Raw genomic sequence first — 17,388 nt, 5'->3', positions numbered from 1 at the left:
CAACAAGAAATGTAGCTAAAACGCAAAGTCCATTATTAGTAGAAGTTACTTTAGACAATGGTGCTACAAAAACTTATAAAGTGATTTTCTAAAACTAAATTTACATAATAAATATGAGAAGAGTCCGCTATAAGCAGGCTCTTCTTTTTTCTTATTCACATCATTGATTTTAAAATCAGCTATTTTTAAGTTATTAACAATATAACTTTTTCTTAACAAATGTTTATGTAAAAGTTGTATAATTAACAAAAAAAAATATCTTTGTATAAATAACAACACTATTTAATAAATATTTATTAATCTAACTCTAAATGAAAAATTCCACCCCCTACTGGAAAAACTTCATAGTTTTTCTATTTCTTATTTTTACAACTACAACGTTTTCACAAGGTATCAATTGCGGAACAGCCGAAAGTTTAACCATAAATGGAACCTGTGATACATCAACATCATTAACACAATCAATAAACACAGCAATATGCGGCGCAACTAACTGGAGAAGGGTTGGTTATTATTCTTTCACAGTAACTGGAGGACCACTATTTGTGACAATTACAGCTCAATCAGGGGACAGAAATATGGTATTAGGACTCTTTTCAGGAACATGTGCTAGTTTGACAAATTTAAATTGTGTAGACAACAATACAACCGCTGGAGCCCAAACAGAAACAATTACTGCCACACTAAATAACGGAACTTACTATATTGCAGTTGGAAATACTACCAACAACAATATGACATTAAACAGTATATGCGTTACTGGTGTTCCAAACCCATGTACATCAGCTACAACGTTAGCTTGTGGAACTACAAACATGGCTGGAACTACAGTAGGAAGCACAAATTTTACTCATAATACTGGGTGTTCAATGAGTAATTATGGCGCTTGGTATACTTTTGTTGGTGATGGTCAAATTACAACAATATCATCTACAGCTGGTTCTGGATTTGACCACGAAATGTCAATATCTTCAGGAACATGCGCAGGTTTAACAAGTATTGCATGTGTAGATAGTGCATTAAGTGGAGGTACAGAAAGTCATACTTTTACAACAGTAAATGGCACCACATATTTTGTTTATATAGCTCACTATTCATCTGGAAGTACTACAACTGGAACTTTTACAATTTCAAGATCATGTACTCCCGCCCCCACTCCACCTGCAAATGACAATTGCAATACGGCAATTCCATTAACTATAAATGCTACTTGTAGTTATTCAACTTATACTACTTTAGGCGCAACAGCATCCACCACACCTTCTACTCCACCAGCTCCAGGTTGCGGAAGCTATTCAGGAGGAGATGTTTGGTTTAGTTTTGTAGTTCCTGCCAATGGAATTGTTACAGTAGATACTCAGACAGGCGGTATTACCGATAGTGGAATGGCTTGGTATACAGGAACTTGCGGAGCGTTAACTTTATTAGAATGTGATGATGATGATAGTCCAGATGGCGCTATGTCTTTAATTACAAGAACAGGATTAACTCCCGGTACAACCATTTATGTAAGAGTTTGGGAATATGGCAATGACAATCCTGGTACTTTTGGAATTTGTGCCACTTCACCTGTACCTTGTACAACTCCTACCGCTCAATCAACCGCTTTAGTATTAAATTTAAGTGGAGGAACAATTAACGGAAGCTTTACAGCAGCATCTCCCGCTCCTACAAATTATCTTGTAGTTTATAACACAACCGGAACAACTCCTAATCCAAATAACACAACTTCTTATACAATAGGTGGAACAGTTGGAGCGGAAAATATTGTTGCCGACAACGATTCAAACACAAGTTTTTCCGTCTCAGGATTGAACTCTAATACAACTTACTATTTCTTTGTTTTTGCATTTAACACGGGTTCATGTACAGGTGGTCCTTTATACTTTACAACATCACCTTTAACTGGAAATGCGACAACAGGAGTTGTATATTGTAGTCCAATTTCTACATCTTCCACAGATAACATCACTTCGTTTGTAACAACTTTAGGACAAACTAATATTAATTATTCGGGAAGTTTTATGAACGGAACTGGTTATGGGGATTTTTATAGTACACAAACAGTGACTAATTCTGCAGGCGCGTCAATAAATTTTACAGAGGCTTATGATTTTGGTTTACATGGATTTAATATTTGGGTTGATTGGAATAATGACGGTGACTTTGCAGATGCAGGTGAAAAAGTTTTTGCTTCTGCTTCTACTGCCTCTAGTCATTCAGGTAGCTTCACTATTCCTGCATTGGCTGCCGCTGGTAACTATCGTATGAGAGTTAGAGCTTGGTATAGCAATAACAATCCAGACCCATGTACAAACATCACTTATGGAGAAGCTTTAGATTTTAAACTAACCGTAATTACTCCTCTTCCTTGTTCTGGAAACCCATCAAACATAACAGTTTCCGCAATAACTGGCACAACCGCAACAGTTTCTTGGACAGCTGCAAGTCCTGCTCCTGCAAGTGGTTATCAATATTATTTATCAACTATCAACAATGCTCCACTGGCAGGCACAACTCCTACGGGTAGTGTTGGAGCCGGAATTACTTCAGTAAACTTAACAGGATTAACAGCTGAAACAGCTTATTATATTTGGGTAAGATCCAACTGTGGAGGTGGATTAGGTCAAGGATATTGGATTGGACCTATTCGTTTTCAAACACCTTGTGCTTCTAATACAGGAATAGGAGTTAGTGATTTAGCTTGTCCAAATGTAATTTCGGGAGGTTTAGGATTAAACGGTGCTGATCCATTACCAATTGACTGTACTTCGGCATCAAATTGTGTAGATTTAGAAGCTAATTTTTTAAATCTAGGACAAACTACTACATACCGAGCAGAATCAATACCTTACATCCCTCCTTATCAATACGGCTGTTTGGCAAATCCTGTAAGTGTAAATATCGATGATAGATGGTCACCTATAATTACATTACCTTTTAATTTTTGTTTTTATGGAAACAATTATAATCAATGTTTAATTAGTTCAAATGGTGTTATAACTTTTGATTTAACAAATAATTCTCCTGGAGGTTACTCGGCGTATTCATTTTCTAACAATTTACCAAGTACTTCGCTTTTCTTAAATTCAATATTCGGAGTTTATCACGATATTGACCCAAGTAAAGGTGGTGAAGTTGGTTGGGAATTAATAACATTAAACACAGGCTGTAGAGCTTTAGTAGCTTCTTGGAAAGACATCCCAATGTTTTCCGCTTCTTGTAATTCTCAATTATATACAGGTATGATAGTTCTTTATGAAAATACCAATGTGATTGAAGTATATATACAAGAAAAAAATGTTTGTGCTTCTTGGAATGGTGGAAATGCTGTAGTTGGAGTTCAAAACGCTGCAGGAAATCAAGCAGCAGTTGCCCCTGGCAGAAATTCATTAGATACCGATTGGACTGTTACTAACGAAGCTTGGCGATTTATCCCAGACGGAACTTCTATAACATCAATTAGATGGTATGAAGGTGCAGGAACTACAGGCCCTGTTGTAGGGACCACTAGCCAAATAAATGTTTGTCCAACCGCAACTACTATTTATACTGCGGAAGTTACTTATACATTATGTAACGGAACAACATTGAAAGAAATTGATCAAACAACTGTAACAATAAATGGAAGTAAAATTTGGACTGGATTAGTTGATTCAGATTGGAACAAAACTGGAAACTGGTCAAATGCAATTTTGCCTAATGCAACTGATTGCGTTATTATTCCTATTACACCAAATAATCCTACTATTTCTGGAGTTGGGTATAATGGTTTAGCCGGATCTTTAACCATTCATAATGGAGCAAATTTAACCATAAACACAAACAACAATCTTACTGTTACAGATTGGATTAACATCAATACTGGTGGCGATTTAATCCTTCAAAATAGTGCAAGTTTGATTCAAATCAATAATGATGTAAATCAAGGAACGATGCACATGAATAGAACAGCAAATATTCGTAAATTAGATTATGTATATTGGTCTTCACCCGTTGCAAACTTTAGCGTAAATAGTATTTCACCTGGAACTACAGGATATAAATACAAATGGGTTCCAACAATTCCAACAAATATTAATGGTTTTGGAAATTGGGTTAGTGCAAATGAAAATATGACATTAGGAAAAGGTTATATTGTGAGAGGTCCAGATAACTTTACTTCTACCCTTACTCCTTTTAATGCTGTTTTTGTTGGAACTCCAAATAATGGTAACATTACTAGTCCTATTTTCAGAGGAACTTGGAACGGTGGCACTTATGCTACAGGTGTTTCATCTACTCCTGGAACCAATGACGATGACAATTGGAATTTAATTGGAAATCCTTACCCATCAGCAGTTAGAGCATTAGACTTCTTAACATTGAACACCAACATTGATGGATTCATTAAAATTTGGACACATGGTACATTACCTAGTTCATCAATTGCAGATCCATTTTATAACGATTATGCTTATAATTACACACCTGGCGATTATATTACTTATAATAGTTCTGGAACCTCATCAGGCCCTGGAGTTTTCAATGGCAACATAGCTGCAGGACAAGGATTTTTTGTATTGATGAATCATACTTCAGCTTCAACTTCTGAAAATGTTACTTTTAACAATACTATGAGAAGTTTTACTTATAACAACAGTCAATTTTTCAGAAATTCAAATGATTCAGGAAGAATTTGGCTCGATTTAATTGCTTCAAATGGAAGTAACGTTAGAAACTTAGTAGCCTATACTGATGGTGCAACCAACGAAAGAGATCGTTTATTTGATGCCATAACAGATGAAAAATTAAGTTTAAACTTATACTCTTTAATTGGTGAAAAACCTATGACTATTCAAGGTAGAGCTTTACCATTTGATAACGATGATAAAGTAGCTATGGGAATAAAAGTTCCGCAAAATGGCAATTATACAATAGGAATAGGCGTTTTGGATGGTTTCTTCTCAAATACAAGTCAAAATATTTATCTTCAAGATTTAGAGAACAATATTATTCATGATTTAAGACAAAATCCATATACTTTTACTGCAATTGCTGGAAATCATCCAAATCGTTTTATACTGAGATATACTAACGAAACTTTGGGAGGAGATGATTTGGTTGTAGATGAATCGAACTTGTGGGTAATTTCTTCAGATATTTTATCAGTAAAATCAACCAAAAACACTATACAGTCAGTCAGAGTATTTGATGTTCTTGGAAGACATTTAGCCAATTATTCTAATTTAGAAAGCTACGAAGTACCCCTAACAAGAATTCAAAAAAATAATGCAGCCCTAATTGTGCAAGTAACCCTATCTAATGGAGCAATAGTTAATAAAAAAGTAATTTTTTAATCCATAATGTTATAAACCTTAAAAAGCCTTTACAATGTAAAGGCTTTTTAATTACTTATCATATCTTAAAAGTGACAAACTAAAAAAAATTTTTTACCTTTTTTTTATCTGAAAACAACATAAAAACCACAATCTTGACAATAAATTTCGAATAGTTTTAATATTAAAAAAAAATATTTATTAAAAAATTATAAACATTTATACAAAATATTTAAAAAAACAATATATTTACAGCAGTATTCATTTTTAATTTTTGTCTATACGAAGATTATAAAGAATCGGTAAAATTTCATTTAACGTGCCTTTAAGGCAAAAGATTTCATCCCCCTATTTGAAATAAAAATATCTGTAAGTGCTATCTCATTTGATATAGTACCTTATGGATATTTTTTTTGGTTTAAACTAAAGTCATGAGAAGAAATTTGGCTCATGACTTCAAATTATAATTTTAAAATTAAAAGGGGTTATGGAAAAATTTTACTTTTATTTAAAAAACAATTTTGTTAAGATTATTGCACTAGTTGCTATTGTTTTATTACAATTAACAAATGATTTGTATGGGCAGACAACAATTGCACAACAAGATTTTGAAACAACACCAGCCACACCAACATTAACATATAGTAGTAGTGGAGGAACATTATCAACTAGCACAGTAGGAACAAACGGTTTACCAGCAAATTCACCTTATGGCGTTGGCAATTCTAGGGGAATATATGTTGCTTCAGGAACATTGACTTTTACATCTTCTCCTATTGATACAAGATGTTATGGAAGTGCTCCTCAACTCTCATTTCGTTTATCTTCTTTAAGTTTAAATTCTTCAAATGGAGCCGATGCAACAGATTTAGCAACTGTTTATATAAGTACAGACGGCACAACATATTCACAAGAATGTCAAATAAAAGGGAATAGTAATGCGGTTTGGAGTTATACATCAGGAACAGGGACTTTGACAGCCACATATGATGGCAATAATACATTAGAGGCTGCAAAAGTTGTTTCCCCAGCTGGTGGTGGCGCAAGAACCACTGATGGTTTTAGTACCATAATACTTACAGGATTACCTTCTACTCAAAATTTATATGTAAAAATTGTTCTATTAAATGACAATACTAATGAAGTATGGGCTATTGACAATGTAATATTAAGTAGCGCAAATCCCGCAACAACTCAGCCCTCTACTCCAAGTGTTACTAACACTTCTCGATGCGGCACCGGAACAGTAACTCTTACAGCAAGCGGGGCAATTACAGGTCAAGATTATAAATGGTATAGTTCTTTGACTGGAGGAACAGTTTTGCAAACTGGAGGTTCAACTTTTACAACTCCATCACTATCGTCTACCACAACTTATTATGTAGTAATTTACAACACAACTGTAATTACCTGTGAAAGTTCACCCAGAACTGCTGTGACAGCTACAATTAATCCAACACCGTCAACACCAACAATTACACCTTCTGCTACAACAGTGTGTAATGGTTCAATTGTTACTTTAACCTCAAGTGGAGGGAATACCTCTATACTAAGTGATGGCTTTGAAACTTTTCCTTCAACAAATTTTGGAGCAAATGGTGCTTCAATAACACCAAGTAGTAACAGTACATACTATACAGAAAGTTCAAAATCGATTTTACTTTCATATGCAACTTCCCCAGCAACAACTACATCTAGTACAACAAATTCATATCAATCACAGAGTAATATTAATTTATCTCAATTTTCATCTGCACAATTAATATTTTCTCATATTTGTGCCACAGAGCCTGCATACGATTATGGATATGTACAATACTCTACAGATGGTGGTAGCACATGGACATCCTTTCCTACTTCAAGTTACACAGGAACAGCAACATTAAAAAATAGCGTTGTAAGTTTTGATAAAACTAGCTATACGGATTGGAATACCCAATTTAGCTCAAGCTCATCAACACCAGGCTCAGGTCCTGCAACGAGCTTATGGAAAACAGAGACTATAAATATTCCAGCAGCAGTTATGACCTCTTCTCAATTTAGAATACGATTTTTAATAACGCAAGATGGTAGTATTTCATACTATGGATGGCTATTAGATAATGTTAAAATTAATGGCATTAAATCAGCAGCTGTTTGGAGCCCTTTAACTGGATTATTTACCGATGCAGGAGCAACTAATGCATACACAGGCACCTCTCTTACAACTGTTTATGCAAAACCAAACACAACTACAATATATTCTGCAGAAGTTAGTATTGGTTCTTGTTCATCTTCTTCAGCCTCAACAACAATTACAGTAAATAATGTTCCAAGTTGCGCCACCAACTTTTCACCGGCTAACAATACAACTGGGATAGCAACTTCAGGAAGTACTTTGAGTTGGACGGCAAATACTGGAAGCCCAACAGGGTATGATGTATATTTTGGAACTAATTTAACATTGGTTCAAAATAAAGATTTAGGTACTAGGGTTGCTACCAATCAACCAGGAACAACTTACAATACGGGGTCGTTAGTTGGCAATACTGATTATTATTGGTTAATTGTACCTATTAATAGTTGTGGATCTTCAACGTGTACAACTGTAAGTAAATTCACAACGGATGATTCTGGATGTACACCACCCACTGTAAGCTCTGTAAATAAAGTGGATGTTTTGTGCTTTGGAAGTGCAACTGGAAGCATAAGTATCGTGGCAACTGGTGGTTCAATACCTTATCAGTATTCTAGAGACAATGGTTTAACATATCAATTATCTAATACTTTTATTGGTTTAAGTGCAGGAACATATCAAATAAAAGTAAAAGGTTTTGATGATTGTGAATCTGCTACAACAAATGTAATAATTACACAACCCACAAATTTAGTAGCAAATGCAGGAACTGACTTTTCAGTTTGTACAGGTTCTTCAAACACAATTGGAGCTATAATTCCTGCAACTGGTGGCAGTGGAAGTTACACCTATTCTTGGACTCCCTCAACTGGGTTATCAGCTACTAATATCGCTAATCCAATAGCAACAATTACAACAAATACAACATATACTTTAACCGTTACGGACACTAATGGATGTCAAGCTACTTCAAATATAACTTTAACAATTGGAACGGGCTCAACAAAATACTGGGCTGGAGCAGGATCTGGAATGATTGGTGCTACCACAGGTACCGATTTTAATACGGCCGCGAATTGGTCGTCTACTACCGGAACTAAAACTGCAACGAGTGCACCGATGTCATGTGATAATGTAAGCATTACAACAACTGGAGCCGTAGTTATTACTTTAAGTCAGAATAGCACTATAAATGATTTAACTATATTAAATAATGCAAATAATACAGTAGCATTTGACACTTCTACATATATTTTTGAAATATTGGGCAACACTATAGTTAATGCAAATACTTCTGGAACAACTTCCAATAAAATTTCAATTCGTGTGGGTAACTCTCCTGGTAAAATAATTTTTAATGGAAATGCAGATTTCGGTCCAAATGCAGCAGCTAATCCTTTCATTGGATTTGAAGGATCTGGTGGTGGAAATACAACTGGAACAATAATATTTAAAGGTAATACTTCATTTTCAGTTACTTATGGCGCTTTAACAGGCAGTATAGGAAACTTTACTTGGGATGGATTAGGAAATCAAACCATCTCTACAAATCCATCTTATGTTGTGAGTTTTCCGGGTAATGTTCAAATTGGTGATATAAATACTCCAACTGTTCAAATTTCCAATTTAACTTCTACTGGTTGTTTCGTAGGTGCTAATAAAAATATGACCATTAAAAGTGGGGCAACTCTGAATTTAAATACAAAATATTTTTATCCTAATGCAGCTAGTACAGGAATTTTTGTCATTGAAAGTGATGGAAAACTAATTTGTGGTGGAACAATTAATAATGGCTCTGGAACTAATAATTTCCCGACTAATTTTTCATCTTATAATTTAAATTCAAATTCTACAGTAGAATATAATGCTACAGCAGCTCAAGGGATAAATGCTACTCCAACCTATGGTAATTTAGTTATTTCAAACAATTCTGTAAAAACAGTTGCAGCAGGACTTTCTATTGCTGGTAATTTAACAGTTAATTCTACTGCAACACTTGCCTTATCCACTTTTACAAGTTCAGTTGCTGGTAATGCAGTAAATTCAGGAACAATAACTTTTGGCGCATTAACTGGAAGGCTTAATCTAACAGGTAACTTAACAAATTCAGGAACCATAACTTGTGGCACAACAACTTCAATAAATATTGGAGGAAACTGGATTAACAATGGAAGTGTATCGCCAAACACTTCTACAATTACTTTTAACGGAAATAATGCTTTACAAACCATAAGTGGAACTGCAACCACTGCATTCTATTCGTTAACTGTAAACAAAGGAACAAATATTTCATCTATTTTAGAAATAAATAGCCCAACAACAATGAGCGGAACTTTAACTCTAACTAATGGATTATTGAGATTAAATCATTCATCTGCAAATGTTCAGCATGGAGGAAGTATTACTATTCCGTCAAGTGCGGGCATTGAAATTAATGGAGGAATTCTAAACGGAAGTGCTGGAACAATAACAAACAATGGATTATTTAGATTAATAAGTGGTAGTGCTACCGTTGGAAATTCATCTGGAAATGCTTTATTAAATCAAACAGGTGGTGTTATAGACATCCAAGGCGGAACTTATTTAGGATCAGGAAGAATACAATGCACAGGTGGTTCTTTTTCTCAATCTGGAGGAACCATTACGTTATGTACTGTAGGAAATACTAGCGGAACTATTGCAAACTTTGATATATCTTCTTCAGCTAATCTAAATATAAGTAATGGCACTATTATAATACGTTTACCTAACACAGCCGCAACACCATTCTCTTCTGTAAACATTTTAAATGGTGGAACAAAAACAATATCAGGCGGAACTATTCAAATAGGTGATGGAAGCACTACTTCTAGCCAAACTTTTTTAATAAATAGTCAAATACCACTCAATAATTTTACTATTAATGCTACTACTCAAACTAAAACGGCTCGTTTGGTAACAAGTGATTTGACAATAAATGGAAATTTAACTATTGAAGGTGGTACTCTAGATGCAGCAACTAACAACAAAGATATTTTCATTAAAGGAAACTGGATAAATTCAGGGACTTTTTCTCCTGGAACGGGTACAGTTACTTTTAATGGGGAAAACCAACAAATAATTGAAGGAAATAACCCATCTACATTTACAAATTTTAGAATAGACAACACTTCAGGTGTAAAATCAAACACTAACCTAACAGTTAATGGAATACTAAATCTTAATGCTAATAATCCTAATGAAACAAATGGATTATTAGACATGGTTACTAATTATGGTAATTATGCAACGGTTAATAGTCCAAATAGCACCGATCAATATAACAATCTGAATAGTAACATTTTAACAATGGGACCATCTGCAAATTTAACTGGAAATGCAGACGTAACAGGAAAAATTAGAAGAACTAGCTTCACTTCTGGAACAACGTATACTTTTGGAAATAAAAACACTCAATTAACATTCACTTCAGTAAGTGGTAGTGCATTACCTTCTCAAATTACTGTTGTAGCCACAAGAGGAAATGAAGGTCTTCATGTTGACAAGAACAATTCAATTAAAAGATTATATCAAATTTTAAGAACAGGTGGCGCTTCGGAAACAAGAATGACGATTCGACTAGCTTATGAAAATTCGGAAATAAACGGAAACATAGAAACTGATTTGGTTTTATGGGACCATCATATTCCTTATTCAGGACTAACACCTCATGAACATGGAAAAACCAACCAAAGTTCAACGGAAAATTGGGTAGAACTTGCCAACCATGGCTTATTGTATCTAGAGCCAGAAAATGACGTCACAAAAACAAAATACTGGATGATATCAACAAAAATAACACCCGATATCATGTGGCTAGGTTCAGCAGGAGGAGCAGCCGCCTCTTCTTGGAATTCTGCTTCAAATTGGACATCTGGTGTAGTACCAACCGCAACCACTGATGTATTAATACCAGCTAACACTATCTATCAAACTGAATTAAATATTCAAGGAAATTTAGAAGCTAAAACAATTGAAATTAAACCAACAGCAGTAGTTAATGCGGGAACAAGTACTTTAACACTTCATGGTGGTCCAGTAAACAATTATGGAAATGGTACTTGGAACAACCAAGGAACTTTTAATCCAGGATCAAGTACTGTAATTTTTAATTATGATGAAGGTACAATATCTGGAAACACAACATTTAACAACATAACTATTAACTCAAATAAAAAAGCAACTATTCAAGGTAATACAATTATCAAAATTGCAGGAACAATAACTAATAATGGTATTTTTGATGCTAGTAGTAACAATACTGTAGAATACATTGGAAATAATCAATCTGTTGCTGTTGCAAATGGAGTAACTGAAGGATACAACAATCTAGTCATCAATCAAACTAGTGGAACTGGAAGTGCAACATTAAGCGGAAATACCGAAGTAAGGAATAATTTAACTCTAACTAATGGTATATTAGATTTAGGAGCAAAAAAGTTAACTTATTCTGGAAGTGATATTAGTAAAACAAACGGTTATATTAATGCTAATAGTACTAATTCAATTATGAATTTTATCAACTCTAGTCCATTAAGATTACCAGCAGATTTATTTCAAAATAGTATTTATAATCTAACCGTAAATGGAGGAGGTATTTTATTGGGGTCTTCAACAGCTGTGGCAAATGAATTGAATTTAACAAATGGAAATATATTGCTAAAAGGATATAACTTTACCTATTCAGGTAACAGCATTAATAAAGTAAACGGACAAATCAATGCTAATGAATTAAGCTCAAAAATTTCTTTTGAAAACACTGCTGCACTAGCATTGCCAGCTAGCTTGTTTGTTAACGATGAAGTTTATGACATGACAGTTAATGGCTCTGGAGGAACTACATTAGGTTCTGATACTAGTATCAACAATCAATTAGAATTAACTCAAGGCAACTTGAATATTGGAGCTAACACTTTAACATTAAATGGTCCTTATATTACGGGTACACCTAATAATTTAAAAGGAATTAGTTCTTCTAATATCAATTTCTACAATACAGGTACTGGAAATGTTAATTTACCCAACTTCACCGCAGTAAACAATATAAACTTCAACTCTAATCTAGTTTATAATTCATCTGGAAATACTGATGTTTATGGTGATGTCATTCTTACTTCTGGAACTTTACAATTAGGAAGTTATACACTTAACAGAAACGCTTCAGGTGGAAACTTCAAAATAAAAGGAACAAGTGTATTAAAAATTGGAGGCACGAATTCATTCCCTACTAATTATGCCACTCATGAAGTTGATGCAACCACAACAGTTGACTACAACGGAACTAATCAAAATGTAGCTAAGTTAAATAGTAGTCAAAAATATGGCTATTTAGCATTATCAGGAACAGGCAATAAATCTTTTGATAATGATGTGGAAGTAGAAAACAATTTAACCAATTCTAGTACTTCAACAGCAAGAGTTGCGAATGGAAAAGTAATAACTGTAAAAAATAAAGTAATCAATAACGGAACCGCTGATAATTTTGTTTTTGAAAACAATTCAAGTTTAATTCAAATTAACGATGTAGCTAACGAAGGTTCAATTAAATATAAAAGAACCGCAACGCAACGTCAATTAGACTATGTATATTGGGCTTCACCCGTTGCTAATTTTAATTTAAGCAACCACGCATCAAACGGTCCTAAATACTACTGGAATCCAACCGTTCAAAATTCTAATGGAACTCAAGGAAACTGGCAAACAGCATCAGGAATACTTCCTGCTGCAAAAGGGGTAATTGTAAGAGGACCTTCAACTTTCACAACTACAGTGGATAGTTTAACAGTTAATTTTGCTGGTGTACCAAGAAATGGTGCTACAAATTTCACAATTTCAAGAGGTAGTATTATTAGCGAAACAAACATTAATGATAACTGGAACTTATTAGGAAACCCTTATCCTTCTGCAATTAGCGCTAAAGAATTCTTATTAGCTAATAGCTCAGTTCTTCGTGAAGCTGTTTATATCTGGAACCATGGAACACCTATTGGAGGATATGAAAGTCCATTTTATCAATATTATCTATATAACTACAACCCAAATGATTATTCAAGATATAATTTAACCGGTTTTAGTGGCGGTCCAAGTGATGATTATTATATTGGAGCAGGTCAAGGCTTCTTTGTAGCAATGGCTGATGGTCCTACAGGAAGCGCAACGGTATCATTTACTAATACATTTCGAAATAAACAATATGGCAATACAACAAATACAAATTTCTTCAGAAATGGCGATTCAAATAGTACAAATACTGTCGAAGAAGGACGAATTTGGCTTAATTTAGTTAATTCAAGTAACTTCTCTCCTTCTCGTACCTTGATAGGATATAAAGAAGGAGCAACAAATGCCAAAGACAATTTACACGATGCTATTGTAGCTAGTGATGGGTATGCTAAGATATACAGTATGGTTCAAGATCAACCTCTAATCATTCAAGGAAGACAATTGCCGTTCAATGATCAAGATAGAATTCCTATTGGATACGATATTGCAACAGCAGGAAACTACTCTATTGCAATTCATACCGTTGATGGTTTATTTACTGGTAATCAAAATATTTACTTAGAAGATTTAACATTAAATGTAATTCACGACTTAAAACAAAGTCCGTATCAATTTAGCACAGCAACAGGAGTGTTTAGAAATCGTTTTATTCTTAGATTCACCAATTCTACTCTAGGTAATAATGATTTTGAAATGGATAATTCAGTCGTAATTTATACAGATGCAAACATCAATATTAAATCGGCAATTGAAACTATTAAATCAGTAGAAATTTTTGATTTATTGGGAAGAAATATAGCCACATTTAAAGATGTAAACACTTCTCAATTTACAAGTCAAAACATGAAGCAATCTAAACTTCCACTATTAGTAAAAGTTACTTTAGAAAACGGCTTAACTAAAACTTATAAAATAATTTATTAATTACAAGTGCTTTATAAAATTCCAAAAAGACCTCTTCTTTAAATAGTTGAGGTCTTTTTCATTTGCATAAGCCTCTCGTTCAAACGAAATATTATGATACGCTTCTCGTTTATCTTTAAATTGAAAATAGCGCAACAAAAATTCTAATCCATACCAAATAAAAAAAGGAATTACTAAAAGTTCTAGTTGTTGTTGAAGGTGGATTCTTTCGTGATTCAATAGTATAGCATGTGATTTATCTTTTTCATCTGATAAAAACACAAATGGAATAAAGGTAAAACCTTTAAATCCTTTTGGAACTAAATATTTAAAAACTATTACAATCATTTCATGCAAAGTTGCTAAATTTGTCGATATGAACGAGCAATTAAATCCGAATAATTTAAAAGAAGGAGAAGATTTCTATTACACTCCCGAAGGATACAAATGTTTTACAGAAAAATATCATTTAAAAAGAGGGTATTGTTGTAAAAGTGGTTGTCGTCATTGCCCTTATGGTTTTGATAAAAAAACCGGAACTACCAAGAAAAAATAAAATGGACATACAATTATTCAAATATCGAATCAAAATTAATAAGTCCTATCACAGGTCTGATATTCGTTACCCTTAGTTTTTCAAAAAAATTAAGTAAAAAATAAATTTAACGGATAAATAAATAAAAAATGACATTTCAAGAACAAATATTAGAAGGAGTACCATCGGTTTTACCCAATCCAAAACCATACGAAGCAGCAATTAACCATGCTCCAAAAAGAAAAGAAATCCTTACAGAAGAAGAAAAAAAATTAGCCTTAAAAAACGCATTACGTTATTTTGATCCAAAACATCATGCAACGTTAATTCCTGAATTTAAAGCAGAATTAGAAACTTACGGTAGAATTTACATGTATCGTTTGCGTCCTGATTACAAAATGTACGCACGACCCATTTCAGAATATCCTGGAAAAAGCGAACAAGCAAAAGCTATCATGCTGATGATTCAAAATAATTTAGATTATGCGGTTGCCCAACACCCTCATGAACTAATTACGTATGGTGGAAACGGAGCTGTGTTTCAAAACTGGGCACAATACCGCTTAACTATGAAATATTTGGCCGAAATGACTGACGAACAAACCTTAGTTATGTATTCAGGTCACCCAATGGGATTATTTCCATCCCACAAAGAAGCGCCAAGAGTTGTGGTTACAAACGGTATGGTTATTCCCAATTATTCCAAACCAGACGATTGGGAAAAAATGAATGCATTAGGTGTTTCGCAATACGGACAAATGACTGCAGGAAGTTATATGTACATTGGTCCACAAGGAATTGTTCATGGGACAACAATCACTGTTTTAAACGGATTTAGAAAAATTAAAAAAGCACCAAAAGGCGGATTATTTGTAACTTCTGGATTAGGAGGAATGAGTGGCGCTCAACCAAAAGCAGGAAATATTGCAGGCTGCGTTACCGTTTGTGCCGAAGTAAATCCAAAAATCACTAAAATTCGTCACGAACAAGGTTGGATTAATGAAATTATTGATAACATTGACGAATTAGTGCCGAGAGTTAAAAAAGCACTAGAAAATCAAGAAGTAGTTTCAATTGCTTATTTAGGTAATGTGGTTGATGTTTGGGAACGATTTGACCAAGAAAATCTACACATCGACTTAGGTTCTGATCAAACTTCATTACATAATCCATGGGCTGGTGGCTACTACCCTATCGGATTTACCTTTGAAGAATCGAACGAAATGATGGCTAATAATCCTGAAAAATTCAAAGAAGAAGTTCAAAAAACATTACGTCGACATGCGGCAGCAATAAACAAACACACTGCAAAAGGAACCTATTTCTTTGACTACGGAAATGCCTTTTTATTAGAAGCTTCTCGCGCCGGAGCTGATATTATGGCCGAAAACCATATCGATTTCAAATATCCAAGTTACGTACAAGACATTATGGGACCAATGTGTTTCGATTACGGCTTTGGACCATTCCGTTGGGTTTGTGCTTCTGGAAATCCTGAAGATTTAGCCAAAACAGATAAAATTGCTTGTGATGTTTTGGAAGAAATGATGAAAAACTCACCTGAAGAAATCCAACAACAAATGGCTGATAACATTCAATGGATTAAAGGAGCTCAAGAAAATAAATTAGTAGTGGGTTCTCAAGCACGAATTTTATATGCCGATGCAGAAGGGCGAATCAAAATTGCAGAAGCTTTCAACCAAGCAATTGCTCGTGGTGAAATTGGTTACGTAATTTTAGGAAGAGACCATCACGATGTTTCAGGAACTGATTCTCCATATAGAGAAACATCTAACATTTATGATGGTTCTAGATTCACAGCCGATATGGCGATTCACAACGTAATTGGAGATAGTTTCCGAGGCGCTACTTGGGTTTCAATCCACAATGGTGGTGGCGTTGGCTGGGGCGAAGTAATTAACGGCGGATTTGGTATGGTTCTTGATGGTACTAAAGAAGCATCAAGACGCTTAGAGTCAATGCTTTTCTGGGATGTCAACAATGGAATTTCAAGAAGAAGTTGGGCTAGAAACGAAGGAGCCATTTTTGCAATAAAAAGAGCAATGGAGACGCAACCTTTATTAAAAGTTACCATCCCTAATATAGTAGACGATTCATTATTATAGTTTAAAGTTAATGAGAATCAACTTTAAACTTGAAACTCAAAACTTTTAAACCTAATAGATATGAAAACATTAAAATTACTTTCGATAGCATTTATAGCAATATTTGCTTCATGCAGTTCTGTTAGAGTTAATGCTGATTATGATAAAAAAGCAAACTTTAGCGATTACAAAACATATGCTTACATGAAGAATAATCTGGACAATATGACCATTTCAGATTTTGATAAAAAAAGAATCTTAAATGCTATTGACGAAGTAATGGCAACCAAAGGTTTTACTAAGTCTGAAAGCCCAGATATCATCGTAAACATCTTTACTAAAGAACGCGAACGTGTAGATGTTTATCAAAATTGGGGCTGGGGCTGGGGC

General features: G+C 34.2%; 6 protein-coding genes. 5 read left to right on the top strand and 1 reads right to left on the bottom strand.

Annotation, left to right across the window (positions count from 1 at the left end; all coding sequences use genetic code 11):
* Positions 1–311 precede the first annotated feature (311 nt).
* On the top strand, positions 312–5,339 hold the full coding sequence (locus tag V7P59_RS11480) for a GEVED domain-containing protein (RefSeq protein ID WP_333810299.1): 5,028 nt from the start codon (positions 312–314) through the stop codon (positions 5,337–5,339).
* A gap of 466 nt (positions 5,340–5,805) precedes the next feature.
* Positions 5,806–14,379 (top strand): beta strand repeat-containing protein, encoded by an 8,574-nt coding sequence (locus V7P59_RS11475; RefSeq protein WP_333810298.1) that lies wholly within the window; start codon positions 5,806–5,808, stop codon positions 14,377–14,379.
* Here the strand turns inward: V7P59_RS11475 and V7P59_RS11470 are convergent, their stop codons facing one another.
* Positions 14,380–14,706 (bottom strand): hypothetical protein, encoded by a 327-nt coding sequence (locus tag V7P59_RS11470; RefSeq protein WP_333810297.1) that lies wholly within the window; start codon positions 14,704–14,706, stop codon positions 14,380–14,382.
* Positions 14,707–14,734: 28 nt separating this feature from the next.
* On the opposite strand from V7P59_RS11470, the gene V7P59_RS11465 reads away from it, so the two are divergent.
* From V7P59_RS11465 to V7P59_RS11455, 3 genes are all read left to right on the top strand, one after another.
* On the top strand, positions 14,735–14,914 hold the full coding sequence (locus V7P59_RS11465) for a DUF5522 domain-containing protein (RefSeq protein ID WP_333810296.1): 180 nt from the start codon (positions 14,735–14,737) through the stop codon (positions 14,912–14,914).
* Between the two features lie 128 nt (positions 14,915–15,042).
* Entirely contained in the window at positions 15,043–17,019 is a 1,977-nt protein-coding gene (locus tag V7P59_RS11460) for a urocanate hydratase (RefSeq protein WP_333810295.1), read from the top strand.
* A 60-nt stretch (positions 17,020–17,079) separates the two neighbouring features.
* A partial coding sequence (locus tag V7P59_RS11455; protein ID WP_333810294.1) for a DUF4136 domain-containing protein occupies positions 17,080–17,388 on the top strand: 309 nt, incomplete at its 3' end.

Source organism: Flavobacterium sp. (assembly GCF_036782315.1).
Classification (GTDB): Bacteria; Bacteroidota; Bacteroidia; order Flavobacteriales; family Flavobacteriaceae; genus Flavobacterium.
Note: the sequence above shows the minus strand (reverse complement) of the source record. Positions and strands in the feature narration are given on the sequence as shown.

What these genes read in the sequence shown, in the direction of transcription:
- V7P59_RS11480 (WP_333810299.1), top strand. Translation starts at nt 312, where the DNA reads ATGAAAAATTCCACCCCCTACTGGAAAAACTTCATAGTTTTTCTATTT.
- V7P59_RS11475 (WP_333810298.1), top strand. Translation starts at nt 5,806, where the DNA reads ATGGAAAAATTTTACTTTTATTTAAAAAACAATTTTGTTAAGATTATT.
- V7P59_RS11470 (WP_333810297.1), bottom strand. Translation starts at nt 14,706, where the DNA reads ATGATTGTAATAGTTTTTAAATATTTAGTTCCAAAAGGATTTAAAGGT.
- V7P59_RS11465 (WP_333810296.1), top strand. Translation starts at nt 14,735, where the DNA reads ATGAACGAGCAATTAAATCCGAATAATTTAAAAGAAGGAGAAGATTTC.
- V7P59_RS11460 (WP_333810295.1), top strand. Translation starts at nt 15,043, where the DNA reads ATGACATTTCAAGAACAAATATTAGAAGGAGTACCATCGGTTTTACCC.